14 protein-coding genes and 1 riboswitch are annotated in these 18338 nt (G+C 55.5%); of the genes, 5 read left to right on the forward strand and 9 right to left on the reverse strand.

Going from position 1 to position 18338, the window contains the following annotated elements; all coding sequences use genetic code 11:
• Window positions 1-29: 29 nt before the first annotated feature.
• From HRQ63_RS10185 to HRQ63_RS10195, 3 genes are all read right to left on the reverse strand, one after another.
• Window positions 30-2174 carry a hydantoinase/oxoprolinase family protein gene (locus tag HRQ63_RS10185; RefSeq protein ID WP_172242724.1) on the reverse strand — a complete coding sequence of 715 codons (2145 nt, stop codon included), beginning with the start codon at window positions 2172-2174 and terminating at the stop codon, window positions 30-32.
• 39 nt (window positions 2175-2213) lie between these two features.
• Complete coding sequence (locus tag HRQ63_RS10190; protein ID WP_172242727.1) at window positions 2214-3509, reverse strand: citrate transporter; 1296 nt, start codon at window positions 3507-3509, stop codon at window positions 2214-2216.
• A gap of 76 nt (window positions 3510-3585) precedes the next feature.
• Window positions 3586-4935, reverse strand: a complete 1350-nt coding sequence (locus HRQ63_RS10195) for an FAD-dependent oxidoreductase (protein WP_172242730.1) — start codon at window positions 4933-4935, stop codon at window positions 3586-3588.
• Window positions 4936-5150: 215 nt separating this feature from the next.
• Here HRQ63_RS10195 and HRQ63_RS10200 point away from each other — a divergent pair, with 215 nt between their 5' ends.
• A complete protein-coding gene (locus tag HRQ63_RS10200) occupies window positions 5151-5882 on the forward strand; it encodes an N-acetylmannosamine-6-phosphate 2-epimerase (protein ID WP_172242733.1) in 732 nt (243 codons plus the stop codon).
• 29 nt (window positions 5883-5911) lie between these two features.
• Window positions 5912-6919, forward strand: coding sequence for an ROK family protein (locus tag HRQ63_RS10205; protein ID WP_172242736.1), 1008 nt, complete (start codon window positions 5912-5914; stop codon window positions 6917-6919).
• A gap of 118 nt (window positions 6920-7037) precedes the next feature.
• Here the strand turns inward: HRQ63_RS10205 and thiD are convergent, their stop codons facing one another.
• The 4 genes from thiD to HRQ63_RS10225 all read right to left on the reverse strand — a co-directional run bounded on the left by thiD (window position 7038) and on the right by HRQ63_RS10225 (window position 10126).
• A complete protein-coding gene (thiD, locus tag HRQ63_RS10210; protein WP_172242739.1) occupies window positions 7038-7871 on the reverse strand; it encodes a bifunctional hydroxymethylpyrimidine kinase/phosphomethylpyrimidine kinase in 834 nt (277 codons plus the stop codon).
• A complete protein-coding gene (gene thiM / locus HRQ63_RS10215; RefSeq protein WP_172242742.1) occupies window positions 7868-8704 on the reverse strand; it encodes a hydroxyethylthiazole kinase in 837 nt (278 codons plus the stop codon). The genes thiD and thiM overlap by 4 nt, the downstream gene beginning before the upstream one ends.
• Before the next feature lie 55 nt (window positions 8705-8759).
• Entirely contained in the window at window positions 8760-9425 is a 666-nt protein-coding gene (gene tenA, locus HRQ63_RS10220) for a thiaminase II (RefSeq protein ID WP_172242745.1), read from the reverse strand.
• Between the two features lie 225 nt (window positions 9426-9650).
• Window positions 9651-9755, reverse strand: a riboswitch (TPP riboswitch).
• 71 nt (window positions 9756-9826) lie between these two features.
• Window positions 9827-10126: a hypothetical protein gene (locus tag HRQ63_RS10225; protein ID WP_172242748.1), complete on the reverse strand. Its 300-nt coding sequence runs from the start codon at window positions 10124-10126 to the stop codon at window positions 9827-9829.
• 471 nt (window positions 10127-10597) lie between these two features.
• On the opposite strand from HRQ63_RS10225, the gene HRQ63_RS10230 reads away from it, so the two are divergent.
• Both HRQ63_RS10230 and abnB read left to right on the forward strand, forming a co-directional pair.
• Window positions 10598-10903: a hypothetical protein gene (locus HRQ63_RS10230; protein ID WP_172242751.1), complete on the forward strand. Its 306-nt coding sequence runs from the start codon at window positions 10598-10600 to the stop codon at window positions 10901-10903.
• A gap of 359 nt (window positions 10904-11262) precedes the next feature.
• A complete protein-coding gene (gene abnB / locus HRQ63_RS10235; protein WP_172242754.1) occupies window positions 11263-13674 on the forward strand; it encodes an arabinan endo-1,5-alpha-L-arabinosidase AbnB in 2412 nt (803 codons plus the stop codon).
• A gap of 571 nt (window positions 13675-14245) precedes the next feature.
• Here the strand turns inward: abnB and HRQ63_RS10240 are convergent.
• A complete protein-coding gene (locus HRQ63_RS10240) occupies window positions 14246-16120 on the reverse strand; it encodes a DUF2357 domain-containing protein (protein ID WP_172242757.1) in 1875 nt (624 codons plus the stop codon).
• Window positions 16121-16229: 109 nt separating this feature from the next.
• Here HRQ63_RS10240 and HRQ63_RS10245 point away from each other — a divergent pair, with 109 nt between their 5' ends.
• Window positions 16230-16835, forward strand: coding sequence for a hypothetical protein (locus tag HRQ63_RS10245; RefSeq protein ID WP_172242760.1), 606 nt, complete (start codon window positions 16230-16232; stop codon window positions 16833-16835).
• 73 nt (window positions 16836-16908) lie between these two features.
• On the opposite strand, the gene HRQ63_RS10250 is transcribed toward HRQ63_RS10245, so the two are convergent.
• The gene (locus HRQ63_RS10250; protein ID WP_172242763.1) at window positions 16909-18138 is read right to left on the reverse strand and encodes a stalk domain-containing protein; all 1230 of its coding nucleotides are present in this window, start codon (window positions 18136-18138) and stop codon (window positions 16909-16911) included.
• Between the last annotated feature and the right edge of the window lie 200 nt (window positions 18139-18338).

Below are 18338 nucleotides of genomic sequence, written 5' to 3' on the forward strand. Positions count from 1 at the left end.
CGCTCCTCCTTGTCCGGCATTTCGCCTTTTTAATGATAAGCCACCGCGATCCATTGTTCTTCCCCGTCCAGACGCTCCGTCTCCAGCTCTATCATGGACATCAACTGATCTTTCGTCTGCATGCCCGTCAGATCCAGCATTTTCTCCCGATAAAACAAAAACACTTTCGGAATCGTCGCGTTCGCGTCGGAGTAAATCGTGCTGTCGTCGAGGAATTCCGCAAACCTGCCGTCTTTTTCGCTTTTCCGGAACAATCCGTACTGGGCATTTGCTTGTTTGAAGCGCACGACCCCTTCGCGGTCCAACACGCTGACGGACGACCGTCGTTTTTTCAAAAGGCCGAAAAAGCTTTTGCGAATCTCCTCGGCCACGAACAAACTCCATCTTCCCGTTTTGGCGTTCAACCGCGTGAGTTCCTTCGAAGCGTCCACCGAAGCGGCGGCGATCTCCAGCATCTGCGGCTCGCCGAGTTCGGCCTGCGCCAAATCTTTCGAACGAAGCTCCGTCGAACCGGTAGCCACGGCTCGGAGCACGTTTTTTTGCGCGTCGATCTCGACCGAGACTTCGACCGTTTCTTCATTCGCTCCGGAACGGACGATCTTATCCATGACGTCGCTGCGAATCCGCTTGATATCCTCTTCCGTCGGATTGACGACCGTGCGTTCGATCTGTTCTTTGACCATGGCCAGCGCGACCCCGATCGTGGAAATGTAAGGCGCGTTATCGGCGATTTTCCATTTCAGGCTTTCTTTCTCCGCCATGGCCGGCACCAGCACCGACCCGCTTCCGCCTCCTCCCACCAACGTGATGAAGGAACGGTCCAGCTCATAATCGGCGATCATTTCGTTTACCGTTTTCATCGTTTTGGCGATCGCCAGATCCAGCACCCGTCGCGCGGCTTCTTCCATGCTTATGCCCAGATATTCGCCGAACGCACGCCAAGCCGCAGCCGCGCTTTCGCGGCCCGCATGCGCGTAATCGCCTTCCGGCACGTAACCGAGCAAATTCGCGGCCCCGGCCAGCGTATACGAATAATGCTCTCCCGCTCCCGACTTCGCGATCGCGTATTCCTGGGGATCGCCCGGACGGGGGCTGACGAATGTGACTTCGCAGCGTTCCAACGAGGCCGTATCCGCGAAGCATTCGTAAGCCAATCCGGCGATATGCGCGCTGCGCGGCCCCACGTCGACGATTTGCCCATCCTTTACCCGGATCATGCTGCCGCCGGCAATGCCCAGCGTGCGTACGTCTAGCGACTGCAAATACGTGCGGTGACCGCCGACTTGAGCGTTCTGGATCATGACTTTGCCGTTTTTGATCACGGAAATATCGACGCTGGTTCCGCCGACTTCGAAGAAAATGCCGTCCGAAATTTTTTCGTACATCAGCGCGCCGGCGACGCCCGCGGCCAGTCCCGACAGCATGGTGAGGATCGGACGCTTGCGTACTTCTTCGATGCTCATAACCCCGCCGTCGCAGCGCATAATCATAAGCTGCGATACGATATTCGCGTCTTTGACGGACTTTTCGGTCATGTTGGCGGTTTCCATCATTTTCGGAATCAGGCTGGCGTTGACCACCGCGGTTCGGGTTCGGGTCTTCAACCCGTACAGCTGCGAAATTTCGTGACCGCCCGTCGCGAACGCGCCTTTGCCGTTTGCCGCCGCGATGACTTTCAGTTCCGCTCCGGGGTCGTCGACGCCGTACGCTTCGGAAGCAACGATGACCTCGGCGCCTTGTCCCAGCAGCTCGTCGACCGCCGCCGCCGCCCGTTCCTCCGTCAGATTTTTGGAATCCAGATACGTATGGCGCGTCTCCAGCAGCTTGCCGGGCGCAAGTTCGATCCGTCCGGGATTCGATTCTCCGCGCGCGCTGATTTTGTCCACTCCGGTGCCCATGCCGACGACGCCAACCGAAGCCACATCCCCTTCAAGCAGAGCGTTAGTGGCTTGGGTCGTACCGTGCGCAATAAAAGCAACGTCTTCGGGAGAGACCCCGCATTTGCCCAAAACGGCCTGCAAAATATCGACGATTCCCCGCGCTACCCCTTCTTCTTCATGGTGGGTCGTCGGAATTTTCATTTGTTCCAAGATTTCGAATGTTTCGTTATCGAGCACAACGGCGTCGGTAAACGTGCCGCCGACGTCGATTCCGACCCTCACTTTCCGGGACATGACTCCACTCCTTTCATCGGCTTGCTTTTCAGACGACTTTTAAAATACCATGAATGCTCCCCACAGCATGGACAGCAACACCGATGCCATCATCCAAGGCAGCGTTTTTTTGAGGATTTCATTGATATCGCTTTTAGTGAAGTCGGCCACCCATACGTTGTGGGAGTTGGTCGGGTCGGACACGGCTTGCACGTTGCTGACGACCCGAAGCGCAAGCATGGCCGCGACCGGGGTCATGCCGGCTCCGACGAACAAAGCGGCGATTCCGCTTCCGAGTCCCCACACGTTAAGAGGCCCGCGATAGATCGCAAGCGGGGAAAGGATGGTGAAGAACAGGATATACGTCCAGGGGCTGCCCGGAAGCACGCTTTCGATCAAGGGAGAAATAACGGCCGTGACCTGCGGGGCCATAACCGAATTCAGCAGAATGCCGATCCCGATCATCAGCGCAAGGGCGCCGGCCACGTCCTGGATTCCTTCCACGAGCGCGCTCGACAAAATATGGATCGGACGCTTCGGCAGCGACAAAATCAAAGTCGCGAGCGCTCCGATAATGACGGCGGGCACGATATCCATTTTAAAAATGAAGACCATAAGCACCGGCACGATCGGACTGATCAGCGCCACGGTCGGAACTTTGCGGCCTTCGCCCGAAGACGACCCGTTAGGCATCGCCCATGCCCGGCGTCCCTGTCCTCCGCGCTTAATATGAAACACGATCATCGCCACGCTGACTACGAATAACGGCACGGCGGCGATCAACGTGTAATCGGCGATCGTGGATACCGGCAGTCCCAGCACGTCGACGTAAACGGCCCAGGTTGAAACGTTGAATAGCGCCCCGATTCCGACGGCGGCCAATACGACGATGGATGCGACGAATTGGGAAATGCCTGCGGTCAGCATGATCGGAATCACGATCGTGCCGACCAGGATCACCATGCCCAGGCCGTTCGCGGCCGAAAAGATGATCGAGGCGGTGACGAAAAAGAGCAGCGCGATCAGAATCGGCTTGTCTCCGGCCAGTTCCGCCGCTTTGCGAATAATCGCTTTGGTAATGCCGACTTTATTCAAGATCTGACCGAACCAGGCGCCGAAGATCAAGCCGGCGATCGCCGTAGACAGCCTCATCGCTCCCTGCGCCAGCACCGTACCGCTGATGGTTGCCGTTTCGGGATCGGCGGAGGTCCACGGAACGCCCGCGATCAGCGCGAACAGAATAGCCATGCTCGGCAGGGCAAGAATGGTAGGCATCTTGCGCGCCATCATTAAGCCGACGAACAGCAGAAAAACGAGCAGAATCCCGACGGCCTGTACCCACATCCATGTAGTCATTGAATTTTCCCCTTTGCTTGTTCAGGTGAACTGCATATGTTTCGTTCGGAGCATCCCGTATTCGCCGCCGGAGCTTTTACACTTCCAGATAAGCGCCCTGTTTCTTAAGCAGCTCCTGCACGTCAGAAACGTTCACGCTTCGCACATCGCCGTCTCCGGCCGCCGCCAATGCGGCGGCAACGCCGCCCGCATGTCCGATCGCTCCCGTGGTCGGCGTCGTTCGGACAGCCGCCTGCGCTTCGAACGTGGCGGAAAGGCAGCGGCCGATCACGATCAGATTGGACAATCCGTCCGTTACGAGGCTCCGGTAAGGAATGCTGTACATGCCTCCCCATTCCAGCTTGCGGCTGTTCGTTCCTTCGCCGTCGGGGCTGTGAATATCGATCGGGTACCCGGAATGCGCGATCGCGTCCTCGAATTTCGTCTGATTCAGGATATCGTCGGCATTCAACGTATACAGGCCCTTGATTTGGCGGGAGCCCCGCACGCCGATCGAAGGTCCCGTCGAGACGACGACGGCGCTTTCGAATCCGGGAATATACGTTTTAACGAAACGTTCCAGTTCCCGGCACTGCTTGCGTCCTTCGATCTCGGCGCGGCTCAGACTCCATGCATCCGTGCCGTCATGTCCCAGAATGCGCGTGGTGTTGAATATGACTTCGCCGGGCGTATTCGTTTCGAAAAACAGCACGTCTTCGCGCGGAATATGGATTTCCCCCCGGGCTTTGGCCGCGCGGAAAGGTCCCACGAATCCCGCCGTCGACAACCGGGGCGACTTCTCGATGATCGACGTGTCGCCTTTGTAGATCGGAAAGTCTTCCGGGTGGGCGTGAATGTAAGCTTTCACTTTCGCGATATCGACGCCGCTCATCTTCATGTTGAGCGTCATCGGCTGCGCCGCTCCGTCCGACTCGCGTCCTTTAGTGAATTCCGCTCCCGAGCGAACCGACAGGTCGCCGTCTCCGGTCGCGTCGATGAACACCTTCGCTTCGAGTTGTTCGATTCCCGACTTGTTGCAAACCTCGATTCCGACGATCTTTCCGTTTTCCGTTTTCGGTTTCGCCAGCATCGTATGGTACAAAATTTCGCCGCCGCTTTCCGATACCATGGATTCCAATTCCACCTTCATCGCTTCCGCGTCGAACGGCGTGACCGAGTAGGTGTAACCCACGGTATCGAAAATATGCCCCGGAGATTTGCCGACGGCTTTAAGCCGCTCGATCAGCTCGTCCGTTACCCCTTGAACCGCCTGTTTGTCTCCCGCATGAAAGGTCATCATCGGGCCGACCCCGTTCGCCGTCAGCGTCCCTCCCAGATAACCTTGCGATTCGATGATCAGGGTGCTTGCTCCGCTTCTGGCCGCCGCGCAGGCTGCCATGGCTCCCGACACGCCTCCGCCCATGACGATTACGTCGTACGATTTCATTCGCGAATCCCTCCTTAGCCGACTGAGTTTTGTAAGGCTTATCCAGGATCTTGAAAATCCATGCCTCTAAATTAGCAGAGCGACAGAAGAATGTAAACGCTTTTCGTTTATTTTTTTCTTTTTATCCGTTTTTTTAGAAAATATTTTTCTTTACACGTTAGGTTTATGAAATTTATACTGGATTCATCTTTTCCCATCCCAAGGAGGAATCCCTTATGCATGAACTGTTGGCTAAATTGCGGGGCGGCTTGATCGTTTCCTGCCAGGCTTATCCCGGCGAAGCCATGTACGGCAGCCATCACATGGCGGCCATGGCACGGGCGGCCCGAGACGGGGGAGCCGTCGCGATCCGCGCCAATTCGCCGCAGGATACGGCCGCGATTCGCGAACAAAGCGGACTTCCGGTCATCGGTATCTGGAAAAAAACGTTTCCGGATTCCGAGGTCTACATTACGCCTTCCGCGGAAGACGTCATGGCTTTATTCGCCGCGGGAGCGGATATCGTCGCCCTCGACGCCACTTCGCGTCCGCGGCCGAACGGCGGCACGCTGAAAAGTCTGTTGGAAAAAGTACGAGCTTTTTCGGGCGAAATCCGGCGGGCCGAATTCATGAACGATCCGCCTCAAGCTGCGCTCCCCCTGCTGATGGCCGACATATCGACGCTCGAAGAAGGCATCGCCGCCGAAGCTTTGGGATTTGATTTGTTGTCTACGACTTTATCGGGATATACCTCCTACAGCCGCCAAGAATCCGGGCCGGATCTGGAATTGGTCGCGAAGCTCTCCGAACGCTGCCGGCTTCCGGTGATTGCCGAAGGACGCTACGATACGCCGGAACTCGCGTCCGAGGCGCTGTCGGCGGGAGCGCATGCCGTCGTCGTCGGAACGGCGATCACCCGGCCGCACACGTTGACGCGAATATTCGCGCAAAAACTGTCAGAACGTTAAAGCGGAACCTGTATAAAAGGAGGATCTTCATGAACGAAAACGACTCGAAGGAAACCGTGATCGGCGTGGACCTGGGCGGCACCCGAATCAAAACGGGCCTTGTGGACCGTTCGGGAAAAGTATCGGCTTTTCGATCGTTTCCCACGGAAAGCGAAAAAGGCCCGGGGTACCTGCTTGAGAAACTCAAGCGAAGCTGCGAACAAGCCGTCGGCGAAGCAAGACTGCTCGGTCTTCTTCCGATCGGCATCGGGATCGGAACAGCCGGATTCGTCGATACCGACGGACATATCGCCTACGCGACCGACAATCTGCGGGGATGGACGGGAACCAGGCTTCGTTCGGAACTTGAACAGGCATCCGATCTGCCGGTCTCCGTATTGAACGACGTCCATGCGGCGGCGCTGGGGGAAGCTTGGAAAGGCGGGCCGGCTTTGCTCGGCCTGCGCGATTTCGTGTGCATTACTTTGGGGACCGGAATCGGGGGATGCTTGATCGAAGACGGCCGCATCGTACGCGGACGCGACGGTTACGCCGGAGGATTCGGTCACCAGATCGTGCAAAGCGAAGGCGGTCTTGCTTGCGGATGCGGAGCCTCCGGCTGCTGGGAAATGTACGCTTCCGTCAATGCGTTAAAAAGACTTATGGTCGAACGCGCCGGCCGGACGTACGAGGGCTTGCCGATAAAAGGATCCAGCCGGACCGGAATTGCCGCGATCGAGTATTCCGCCGTCGATCCGAGACGCCTGTTCGATTCGGCCAGGTCAGGCGACCGGCAGGCCGTCGCGATCGTCGACGAATACGCCGCCCGCGTCGCTACGGGGCTGGTCAACCTGATTCATGCACTGAATCCGGGAGACTTCGTGATCGGCGGAGCGATCGCCGCGCAGGGCCGGTTTCTGCTGGATCGGATCGCCGCCGAAACCGAACGCAGGATCATGCCGGTATATCGGGGCGACGGCATCCGTTTTCATGCGGCGACGCTGGGAGAATACGCCGGAGTGGTCGGCGCGGCGCAAAGTTTGCTGCAGCGGTTATAACATCGAAGAAATTGGCGCGCGCATGCAAAAAGACGGACCCGTCAGGTCCGCCTCGCGGAAAACATATTCGATCGGCCGAAGGCGAAAGCGGCGGAACGATTCGCCCGATCGCTTCGAATCAAAGCTTGCGGGATCTTCGGTAAGCCGCGTGATCGGTAGGGCCGTGCCCGCTTCCCAAAGCCAAAGCCGGGGCACCTTCGATTGCGGCCTGAATAAAGCGCCGCCCCGTCCGTACCGCCTCGCGCGTATCCGAACCGGCAGCCAGCCGTGCCGCTACGGCGGCGGAAAAAGTGCAGCCCGTTCCGTGCGTATGCCGGGTATCTATCCGTTCGCCGACCAACTCTTCGAATTCGGAACCGTCATAAACGAGATCAACGACCTGAAGCTGTTTTTCCCGCTTTTGGGTTTCGACAACCGCGTGACCGCCTTTAATCACGACCATGGCGGCTCCGAAATCGGCAATTCGCCGCGCGGCTTCCCGACGATCGTTCATCGTTGCAATCTTCATCCCGGTCAATGCTTCGGCTTCCGGGATATTCGGCGTGACCACGAGCGCCAGCGGCAGCAAGTGCTTTTTCAACGCTTCCACCGCTTCGGCGCGCAGCAGCTCGGCTCCGCCTTTGGCGATCATGACGGGATCGACCACCAGCCGATTCCAGCCGAAAGATTGGATTCGTTCGGCAACGGCTTCGATGATTGCCGCGTCGAACAGCATGCCCGTCTTCAGCGCATCGACGCCCAGATCCTGACCGACCGCGTCAATCTGCGCCGCGACGGCCTGCGGCGTCATCGGGTATACGCCGTGCACGCCGAGCGTATTTTGCGCCGTAACCGCCGTGATGGCCGACATGCCGAACACGTCCAATTCTTGAAAAGTCTTCAAATCGGCTTGAATGCCCGCACCCCCGCCGCTATCCGAGCCTGCGATCGTCAGCGCGCGCGGGGCCGTCATCTGGCGCCTCCGCCCGTCACCGGAGAGATATGCAGCGTGCGCACGACTCCCTTAGGCACGTTAGCCTCGCCCAGACCCGCCAGAGCATCCAGCAGAGCGACTTGGAAGCTGCCGGGACCTCGGCCTCCCGCCGCGGAAGCCGCTATTTCGCCTGCCGCTCCATACCAAGCCAAGGCGGCCGCCCCCGCTTGAAGCGGATCCTTTTCCACAGCAGCAAACGCGCCCATGACCGAGGTGAGCAGGCATCCGCTGCCCGTGACTCTCGTCAGCAGTTCATCGCCGCCCGTCACGATAAACCCTTTTTTGCCGTCCGTAATGACGTCTTCGCGCCCGGTCACCGCCACCACCGTTCCCAGCTTATCCGCAGCTCTCACCGCCAGTTCCACCGACGCTTCCCCGCTGCCGTCTCCGGCATCCACGCCTTTGATCTCGCGAACTTCTCCCGCCAAATGCGCGATCTCCGCCGCGTTGCCGCGTACGATCGCCACTTTCACTTCGCGCAGGATACGCAAAGAAGACTCCGTTCGATAAGGCGTCGCTCCGGCTCCGACCGGATCGAGCAGCACCGGCACGCCCGCTTCGTTCGCCGCTTTTCCGGCAATGATGCAAGCTTCGACCAACTCGGCCGTCAACGTTCCGATATTGAGTACCAAGGCGCCCGCAACCTTCGCCATATCGGCAACTTCCTCGCGCGCATAAGCCATAACGGGGGATGCGCCCAGCGCAAGCAATCCGTTCGCCGTAAAGTTGGTAACGACCGTATTCGTGATGTTATGTACCAAAGGCCGCTCTTTCCTCAATTTTCCCAACCGTTCGCCCAGTTCTTTTTCCATACGATTCAACCTCCCGCTTCCGTTGTTTGTCGGTTGTCGATGCTCCTTCAAGCTTCTAAACCGGCCAATCCTCCAACTTATACGCCATGTCCCAGAACATGTACTCCAAGCGGCAGCTGGCATCGAACTGCTCTTTCAGCTTGCGCTTGCGCGCCTCGCTGAGCGGTTCTGCCCATTCATCGAGCAGCGCGCGCATTTTGTCCGTTACGCCTGCTTCACGATCCCCGTAGAAATGAATCCACTCGTAAAAAGGATGCTCCGGCCCCGGCTTCACTTCATCCAGCAGCCGCTGCCCGATCTCCATGTACGTCCACGGACAAGGCAGCAGCGCGGCCAAAATATCTTCAAGCGTGCCTTCGTAAGCCGCGTTCAGCATATGCCGGGTATAATGATGGGCCGACGGCGCAAGCGGATACCCCTGCAATTCCTCGTACGTCACGCCCGCACGATCGCAAAAGTTCTGATGAGGATGGATTTCGCTGTTCAAAATAAAACCGATCTGCTCGTTGAACATCTGAATATGCTCCCGCTGCTCGCATCTGGAGATAGCGATGCCGTAAATCCGCATATAGGCGTTCAGATATTCGAAATCCTGCTTCACGTAGTGGATCAACTGCTCCTTCGCCAGCGTACCGTCCGCGATCCCGCGCACGAACGGATGCTTGAAGATCGCTTCGTAAATAGGGTCCGCCCCGCGGCGAAGTTCTTCTGTAAAAGACATAAAAGTCACGCACCTCTCAAAAATAAGTTTATCGTTCGAATACGGCTCACCGGAAGAGCGCACGCAAAAAAACCGCTCCGAAATGGAGCGGTTCCCGTCAAAGTCGAAAGCCCGCGTTATCACGCACCGATCGATTCCCCGGCTGCGCGTTATTTCCCGATCAGGAATAAACGAGCACCTAAGGCAATCCGGTGGGACCACGCTCAAGCGAATGGATGTTTTGAAAAAGGACCTGCTCCACTTCCCTACGCCGGTACGAGCCGGATCAGGTTCTAAGGGTCCAAGAACAGTTCTTGTCTCAGCCGCAGTGCGGCCCCCCCAGTGGAATACGCTATTCGATTGAAGACACGCCCTAGGCGGTCGACGTTACGTGTCTACTCTAGCGTTCACGTCCGCTCTTGTCAATGCTGCCGATAACGCAAATAATAATCGATCAACGGCGAACACATAAAAGCCGCAAGGCTGGCCAACCCGACCGCCACGCTCATGCCGCTCATCGTCAAGCCGTCGATCCGATTCAGATCAAAACTTATAAAAATCATCAGAAAGCTTACCAGTAACGCTATCCCCGACGGAATATACACCAGTTGCTGCTGATAAGGATGCCTTTTATAGATCAAGTATGAAGCGCCCATCAGGATGATAAACGTCGTGACTGACAACAATACGATGCCGCTCAGCTTGAACACCTCCTTGCCCACGAGAATAGCATATTCGATCTTTGCAAAAGTAAAAATATTGTTAATTTTACATTTTATTTTAGACGTCCGATTCACGCGCAATTCGTTTTCCAGATTAAACAAAAAAACAATTGCAGTCAACCAATCAAGCAGCCACTTACATCCCCATTAACCCGACTTTTTTTCAACGACGCAACTTGCTTCTTTCAAATTTTAAAGCGCTTACAAAATTAAAAAGCAATGATATGCTTCCTATCAATCTGGTTAAAAGTGGAACTATTATGGATAGAGAGATCGCCAAAATCGCAATAACAACGGGCATTTCGTTCGATTTCTCCACGACTTGCGTCAGATAATCTGACCGCTGTTTTATTAAACTTCTTTACGAAACAAGCTTTTGTGTGCAAAATAGAAGCTAAGCAAACAGCATTCACTCATTAAAGCGAAACAGCTAAAAAGCAGAAACGCAAAAAAGCACAAGGAGGCTTACTAATGATCAAATCCCCCGAATTGGAATCGGAAGTGATTGCGGCACATTTAAAAGAGGCATTGGAGAAAAATCGGCTGCTTCTCACAGAACGTGCGGAACGAGACATGGAACGCGCCCATTTCGACGACGAGATGCTGGGTGAGTTCCTCCGTGCGCCGCGCCGGATCGACAAGTACGAAGGAAGGCGCGACAACGGCTGCTCGTACATTTTGTACGGCGTTCGCACGACCCGCGCCGTCGTATCCGTCCATGACGGTTACGTCACGCTCGTCTGCTTGAAACACAACCCTTTCCCTGCCGTAGGCTGACCTCCAAACGGATGACGGACGCGAAGCAGCCTGTTACGTCATGCCATCAGCCACTTCCTTTATGAACGATCAAAACCCCGAATCCGCCCTGTCGGAATTCGGGGTTTTTGCTGTACGTTGAAAACCTGTAGGCTTCGCATAAGAGATTCAAGCTTGCTTACATGTAATTTTAATTAATATTTTTGTTATCCTTTAAAAAGAATTTTCTCTGATTACTGAAATAAACACTTGTAAAAAGGTAGATTCTGTGTTTATTATTTCTTGTAAGCGATATCAAAGTTTCTTTTTTAATAAATCAACTTAGACATAACTACAATTAAATTAACAAAAAAATTAATTTAAATGAAAAGGAGATTCTAATGACTCGAACACTTTGGACCAAAACCGGAATTACGGCCGTGACGGCTGCCCTGCTGCTGCCTCTATCTGCCGGAGCGGCTCCGTTACCCGGCCATGCAGCTTCGACTTCCGCTTCGGTTATACAAAAAGCCGTAACCCTGCCGACTTTTAACGCGCAATCCCCTACCTTCCGCGAAGCGTCCGTCCACGATCCTTCCGTTATTAAAGTGGGCGATACCTTCTACGTGTTCGGCTCTCACCTTGCAGCGGCCAAGTCGAAGGATCTCATGAACTGGGACCTGATCGCTTCCGGCGTGACCGATTCGAATCCGATCATTCCGAACGTAACCACCGAGCTGAAGGAAACGCTGGAGTGGGCACAGACCGACACGCTTTGGGCGGCAGACGTCATCCAATTGGCGGACGGTAAATTCTACATGTACTACAACGCTTGTAAAGGCGACTCCCCCCGTTCGGCAATGGGCATCGCGGTCGCGGATAACGTCGAAGGCCCTTATAAAGATACCGGCATCTTTTTGAAATCGGGCATGTGGGATCAGATCAGCGAGGACGGCACGATCTACGACGCGACCAAACATCCGAACGCGGTCGATCCCGATGTCTTTTTCGATAAAGACGGCAAGCTGTGGATGGTCTACGGTTCGTATTCCGGCGGAATCTTCATTATGGAAATGGACCCGACCACCGGCAAACCGCTCCCCAACCAAGGCTACGGCAAAAAGGTAATGGGCGGCAACCACAGTCGCATTGAAGGGCCTTACATGCTGTACAGCCCGGAAACGGACTACTACTACATGTACCTGTCGTTCGGCGGTCTTGATGCGGTCGGCGGTTACAATGTGCGCGTGGCACGCTCCAAAACGCCGGACGGTCCGTTCCTCGATGCGCAGGGCAACGACATGGCCAATGTAAAAGCAGATCCGACCAAACCGATTTTCGACGATAAGTCGATCGAACCGTACGGCGTCAAGCTGATCGGCAACTATTTGTTCGAGCGCCAATTGGGCGATCCGGGCACGGGTCTCGGTATCGGCGCCGTATCGCCGGGGCATAACTCCGCCTACTACGACGAAGCAACCGGCAAACAGTTCCTGATCTTCCACTCGCGTTTCCCGGGACGCGGCGAGCAACACGAGATTCGGGTACACGAAATGTTCATGAACGCGGACGGCTGGCCGGTTGTCGCACCTTATCGGTATGCGGGCGAGAGCGATGCGGATGCAGCCGTTCAGGCTTCGGAGATTCCGGGGGATTATCGCTGGATCGCGCAGGGCAAAGAAATCAGCGCCGACATCGTCACCGACGTATCCGTTACGCTGAACGCGAACGGAACGCTGAGCGGCGCGGCAGCGGGTACATGGCAGCTCAGCGGCAGCAACGACGTGACGATCACGACAGGCGGCAAAACGTATAAAGGCGTCTTTTTACGCGAAACGAATCCCGTGTCCGGCGACAAAACGTTGACTCTGACGGCACTGTCCGCGGAAGGGACCAGCGTCTGGGGCACGAAAGCAACCGCAAGCAACGCCAAGGAAACGGTGGCCGCTGTCGAAAAAGCACTCAGTCTGAGCAAATCCGGCGACGTGTACTATGATGTGACGCTTCCGGTATCCGGCACGCAGGGCACCAAGATTGCTTGGTCTTCTTCGCAGCCATCCGTCATCTCGGGCACAGGTACGGTGACTCGGCCGGCTGCGGGCAAAGGCGATGCCAAAGTGACGCTGACCGCCACGATCACGAACGGCAGCGCCAAAAAAACCAAGTCATTCAAACTCAACGTAGCCGAAAAAGCGCAAAGCCCGCTGATCGCCTCCTACGGATTTGAAGACGCGTCGAAAAACCGCCTCAAGGACGCTTCCCCGAACGGGTATAACGGCACGCTGGAAAAAGGCGCTTCGTACGTAAAAGGCGGCAAAAACGGCAAAGCGGTTCAGCTCGACGGCAAAGACGGATACGTCCAGCTGCCCGGCTCGGTAACGGACGCTTCGGATTACACGTTCGCGACTTGGGTCAAATGGGACGGCGGAGCCGCTTGGCAGCGCGTCTTCGACTTCGGCAACGACATGACCCGCCATATGTTCCTTACCCCTTCGCAAGGGCAGGGCGCGCAATTCACGATCCACAGCGAAGGCAAAGATCAGAGCATTCTGACCTCTTCCCCGCTGCCGACGGGCAAATGGGTTCATGTAGCCGTGACGCTTGCAGGCGACACGGGAACGCTGTATATCGACGGAAAAGCGGCAGGCACGAACGCGGCGATGACGTATAATCCGCGCGATCTGCAAACGAGCGAAGCCTGGCTCGGCAAAAGCCGATTCGCGGCAGACGCTTACTTCAAAGGGAGCCTCGACGAAGTGCGGATTTACGATAAAGCGCTGAGCGCGGCGGAAATCGCGGCGTTGGCGAAGTAGGGGGAGAAGTTCCTATTCGGGAGGGAAGCTGGGGCGGCTGCGGGAGAAATTCGTTCAAGGCGCTGTCTCACTCGGAAAACTGGAATGAAATTTAAGTGGAAGTTTTCCGAGTTCAAAGGCGCCTATCACTGAATTTCTCCCTCCGCCTATTGCTTCGCTCAGGCATATGAACTTTTCTCCTACTTTAGGGTAGGGTGAAGAGACTGGTTTCGGGGTATTAGCCCTCAACCGGATTTTGTATATAAGAACTATTAGAAGGCCTTACCCTCTATGCTATAGAGGGTAAGGCCTTAAACGTATCTGGAAAGCCCAACGTAACTGGAAGCGAGGAGACGGAGAGAGAAATTCAGTGAAATACAGGATTTCGAAGAAAACCTGCGGTAACATTCAGTGCGATGTTGACGCCTTTGAACTCGGAAAATTCCTTATTTAAATCCAATCCATTTTCCGAGTGAGGCAGCGGCTTGTGAAGCATTTCGAAGAAATGCACTTCGGAAGCCTATGCTGGCAATTTTTCTCGCAGTCTTCTCGCTTCCCCCGCCTACGTAAATTTTTCGATAGCCTGAAAACCTTAGGGCCGACTTAATAGGTCATCGAGCCAGCGTTCGGCTAATCGGGTAGAGCCCGGGAGAAACGGCAGGGCGCCGACGCCGACTTTGGACAGGCTTTGATAGAAATGGTGGCCGGAATATTCGCGTTCGTCCGCGTACGGGAACAGCACGCAGGCGGAGGATACGCTGCGCTCGTAACCGGACGCGCCGGGTTTGACGATCGCGTCGCGGTAGCGGTGCATGACGTTGATGTCTTCTTCCAGCGGGCCGGGCGTTCCGTAGAGCGAAGCGTAGGAGCTGCCCGGAACGGCCGGGTCGATTCGGTATTTGGCGTCGAGCACATAAGAAACTTCCCGGCTATCCGAGCGAAGCGTCAGCAGAAGATCGGGCTTTTGTTCGGTCGTGGGACGCGCCCGGCCCAGCATGGACGGGTTGTAGACCAGCGACAGCTGCGCGCTGCGTTCCGGGTCTTCGTATTCGATTCGCGAAGCGCCGCCGCGGATCAGGGACGGGAACAATCCGGCTCGGTCAACGGATGCGCCTTCGCGGCGGATCACCCGGCAGCGGCGGGACAAGAGTCGGTGCAGCTTCAGGAAGCACCAATATTCGTAGAGCTGCGCCATGTCTTTGAGCGACAAACGCATCATGCCTTCGCGCAGCGACAGGCCTTTGAGCAGGAGCAGATGCAACTTGTACATCTCGCGGTATCCCGGTGCCATCTGGAGAACCAGGCTGACGTTTACCCGCTGCATCGGTCCGACGTCCCGCAAAAAGTCCATGTTCAGCATGATGCCGATCCGGCGTCCGATTCGCTCCAGCTCCCGGTCGAGCAGCGGATCGCGGCCGGGTCGGGTTTCTTTCAACTCGCGCCGCAGCGCATCGACGCGGCCCGCCGTACGTTCCAGCATCCAGCGCAGGAACCGGTTTTCGTCCGTATCGGTCGAAATGACCCGGCGGGCTTCCAGCAGGCGGGTCGGCATGAAACGGCTTAACGATTCGCCGATGCTTCTTCCGTCGCCGATCCCCGGCAAATACGTCCGATCTCGCTCTCCCGCTCCCTCGATCTGCAACCATCCTTGTCGATCCGCCTGCAAGCGCTGCGGATGGCGTCGCAAGTCGGCCAACGTTCGGCGATCCGCGCGGCGGGCTTTTCCGGCGTCGACCAATCGGTGCTCGTTGTCCAGCCGTTGATGCGGATTGGCTTCGATGCGCCGCATCGCATTCTCCAAGCGTTCGAACACCCGCCGCAAAATCGTATGAAACTCGGTCAGACTCTGGCGCGAGGTCTCCCGCTCTTCGGCGGGCCGGTACGTTCGGCGCAGAAAGTCGAAGGTCAGATCATACCCTTCCTCGCTGACCTCCTCCATCAACCGCATGTAATCCCGGCGATAATCCAGCTTCGCGGGAAAAATCTCGATCCCGATCGTCAGCAGCGGACGATCGTTCAGCCGAATCTCCAGCTCCGTCTCTCCGATCTCGTTTCCGAAATCGAGCGTTCCCGACAACACGCGGCTGCCTCTCGGCTTAATCCGGCGGCGCAGATTGACGTTCTCGTGATAGAAAGTGAGGTTTAACGCGGGATCGGCTTTAACTAGCGTCAACTCGTAAGCTTTTGTCTCATAAAAACACGGAAACACCAGCGTTCCAGGCTCCCATCGTTCAGCTTTTCCCGTTTCCGGCGAGAACAAACTAATGCGGCATTCCGTCAAGCGCAGTGATCGCACTTCCGCATCAAAATGAGCGCTCAACCGCTCTCCCGTCTCGGAATCGCGATGCAGCCCAAGCTGCTCCGCCGTCTCGTGCAGCGGTTCTCCGGCAATATACAGTTCAAACAGATTGCTTTCGATCCGAAGCAGTTCGGTGCTGGAGTCGAAAGACGCCGGCAATATCGACATGCTCATCCATCCTTTAAATCATTTTGCTTGCTTATTTATACATAATATGGAAAAATAAAAAAAGGAAATTTCTTATACTCGTCAAAAAGCGCAAAGGAGAACAGTATTCATGCGTAATAAGTTCATTTTATCATTATTGGGCGCCGTATGGCTCGGAACTTCCTTAGCCTCATTAGCCCCGTTGCCGTCGGCTTCCGCCTCCCAAAGTTCAGACCTCAAGGCTCAAGCCGTTCAAGCCAGAAAAGCACTTGCGAAAAAGTACCCCCATGAACATATCTATTCGATTCGTACAGCAGATTTGAATAATGACAAAAAATATGAATCGTTCATGCTGACCGAGACCGGCAATTTCTTTCTTTATAATTCCAAGGGCTACCTGATTCCGATCGCAACCGAAATTCTGAGCAATGAAGGATTTGAAAATCCGACCCTGCAAGTTTTCGCGGTGAGTCCGACCGAAAAGCAAATCGCCACGTTTCATTCCTTCGGCCCTTCTAACACTTGGACAAAAGTCTATCGTCTTCAAGGCGGCACTTTGGTAAAAACCTTGGATGTCATGGGGGACCAAGGTGTGGAAATAGACAGCAAGGGCCGTATTCATCAGCATTGGAAAAAATACCGGGAATGGGAAGTCGGAGGTTGGTATCCTGTCGAAGCGGTTTATACTTGGAACGCTGCCAAACATAAATACACGGGAACCGGAATGATTCCTTGAAACTTTATCCCTAAACAAAACACGTCCGTTATCGAGAAGAGTTCTCCTCGTTACGGACGTGTTTTCGGTTGTATTATTTCAAATGGAAGCTTCGACCGCCGATCTGGACGTAGACCACGCCTTCTTTGTCGGGAGGAAGCTTGTAGAAGACATAGCTTTCCGTTTTGCCGTCGCTGTATTTCAGCGTAATCGTATTTTGGGAAATGGTGTAGGTTCCGTTGAGCGTCTTGGCCGAAGAACTACTGTCCGTCCGCGCTGCTCCTGTATCCAAAGCGGCAATAGTCAGGGTATCACTCGTAAATCGTCCATCCGAGTAGAAGGTGAGATAATCGGTCCAAGACGTCGAGAACGGAGTAATGCCCACTAGACCGTAGTACCCTCGGGAAATGTATTCACCGTTCAACTTGGTCCCTGCCGCAGCAGGCTTTACGGAGTCGAGAGAAACTTCATCAATCACTAACCGGCCTTCCTTGCTGATCGAGATCGGCAGCGTCTCACCGCCTTGAATCTTCAACTGCCCGCCGCTGACCGAATAGGTTCGGCACTGATCTTTGGAACAATTGACGGTTTCCGGGCCTCCGCCGACGGGTTCGCCCACCACGATTTTATTATCGGGGAGGAACGTATAGAACTTCCAGCAGATTCCGCCGCATTCGTACCCGGCATAATCGTATTCGGCGCCATAGTACATGCCGGATAGTTTGCTCACATTGACCGGAGTCGTGCCGGCACTGCCGAAAGCCGCTTTGTCGGCCTCTGCCTTTTTGTCCGCTTCCGCTTTCTCGGATGCCTTGGCTTCCGCATGCTTGGCATTGGCATCCGCTTGCAGTTTCGCCAGCTCTTCTTTGACCTGAGCAGGCGTCACGCCGTTCTCCTGCATCCATTCTGTCGTAACGACCAGAATTTGCCGCCCGGCACCGTTCCAGTGCACGATAGCCCCTGTCGCTTCACCGACAAATCGCAGCGGAACCAGCGTATTGCCGTTGATGCTAGTTGCCGGATAATCCAACGCAACGTTCTTGCCGTTAACCGTAGCGGTTTTGGAGCCCAACTTCAATGTCAATTCCGTTCCGCTTTTAACAGCCTTGACCGTTCCCGTTGCTTGGTTCCAAGTTAGCTCCATGCCCAGCCTTTCAAACAGCGGTCGCATCTGAACCAATGTGGTTCCCTGCCGACTGATCGGATCGACCGTAAAGGATAACGGCGTTGTCTCCTCGTTGAGCATCACCCGAATCGGCGACGTTTCTGCTGCTTCTACCTGCGAATTTCCGACGGCTACCCCGACAAAAAGAATCATCATCATGCATCGGAACATCCAGCTTGCACGGCCAAAAGGCCCTGCCGAAGATCCGGCTGAGCCTCTGCTTTCTATTCTCCACCTTCGCCTCGCCACTTGCTTTTCTTCCGTTCTCGTTGCTTTCATTTGATCGCTCCTTCCTGTTTTCAGGGAATAAATCAATGAAAAGGTAACGCTTACGTTGAAGTTTAGCAAAGTCGGACGTC

This window comes from Saccharibacillus endophyticus, assembly GCF_013185185.1.
Classification (GTDB): Bacteria; Bacillota; Bacilli; order Paenibacillales; family Paenibacillaceae; genus Saccharibacillus; species Saccharibacillus endophyticus.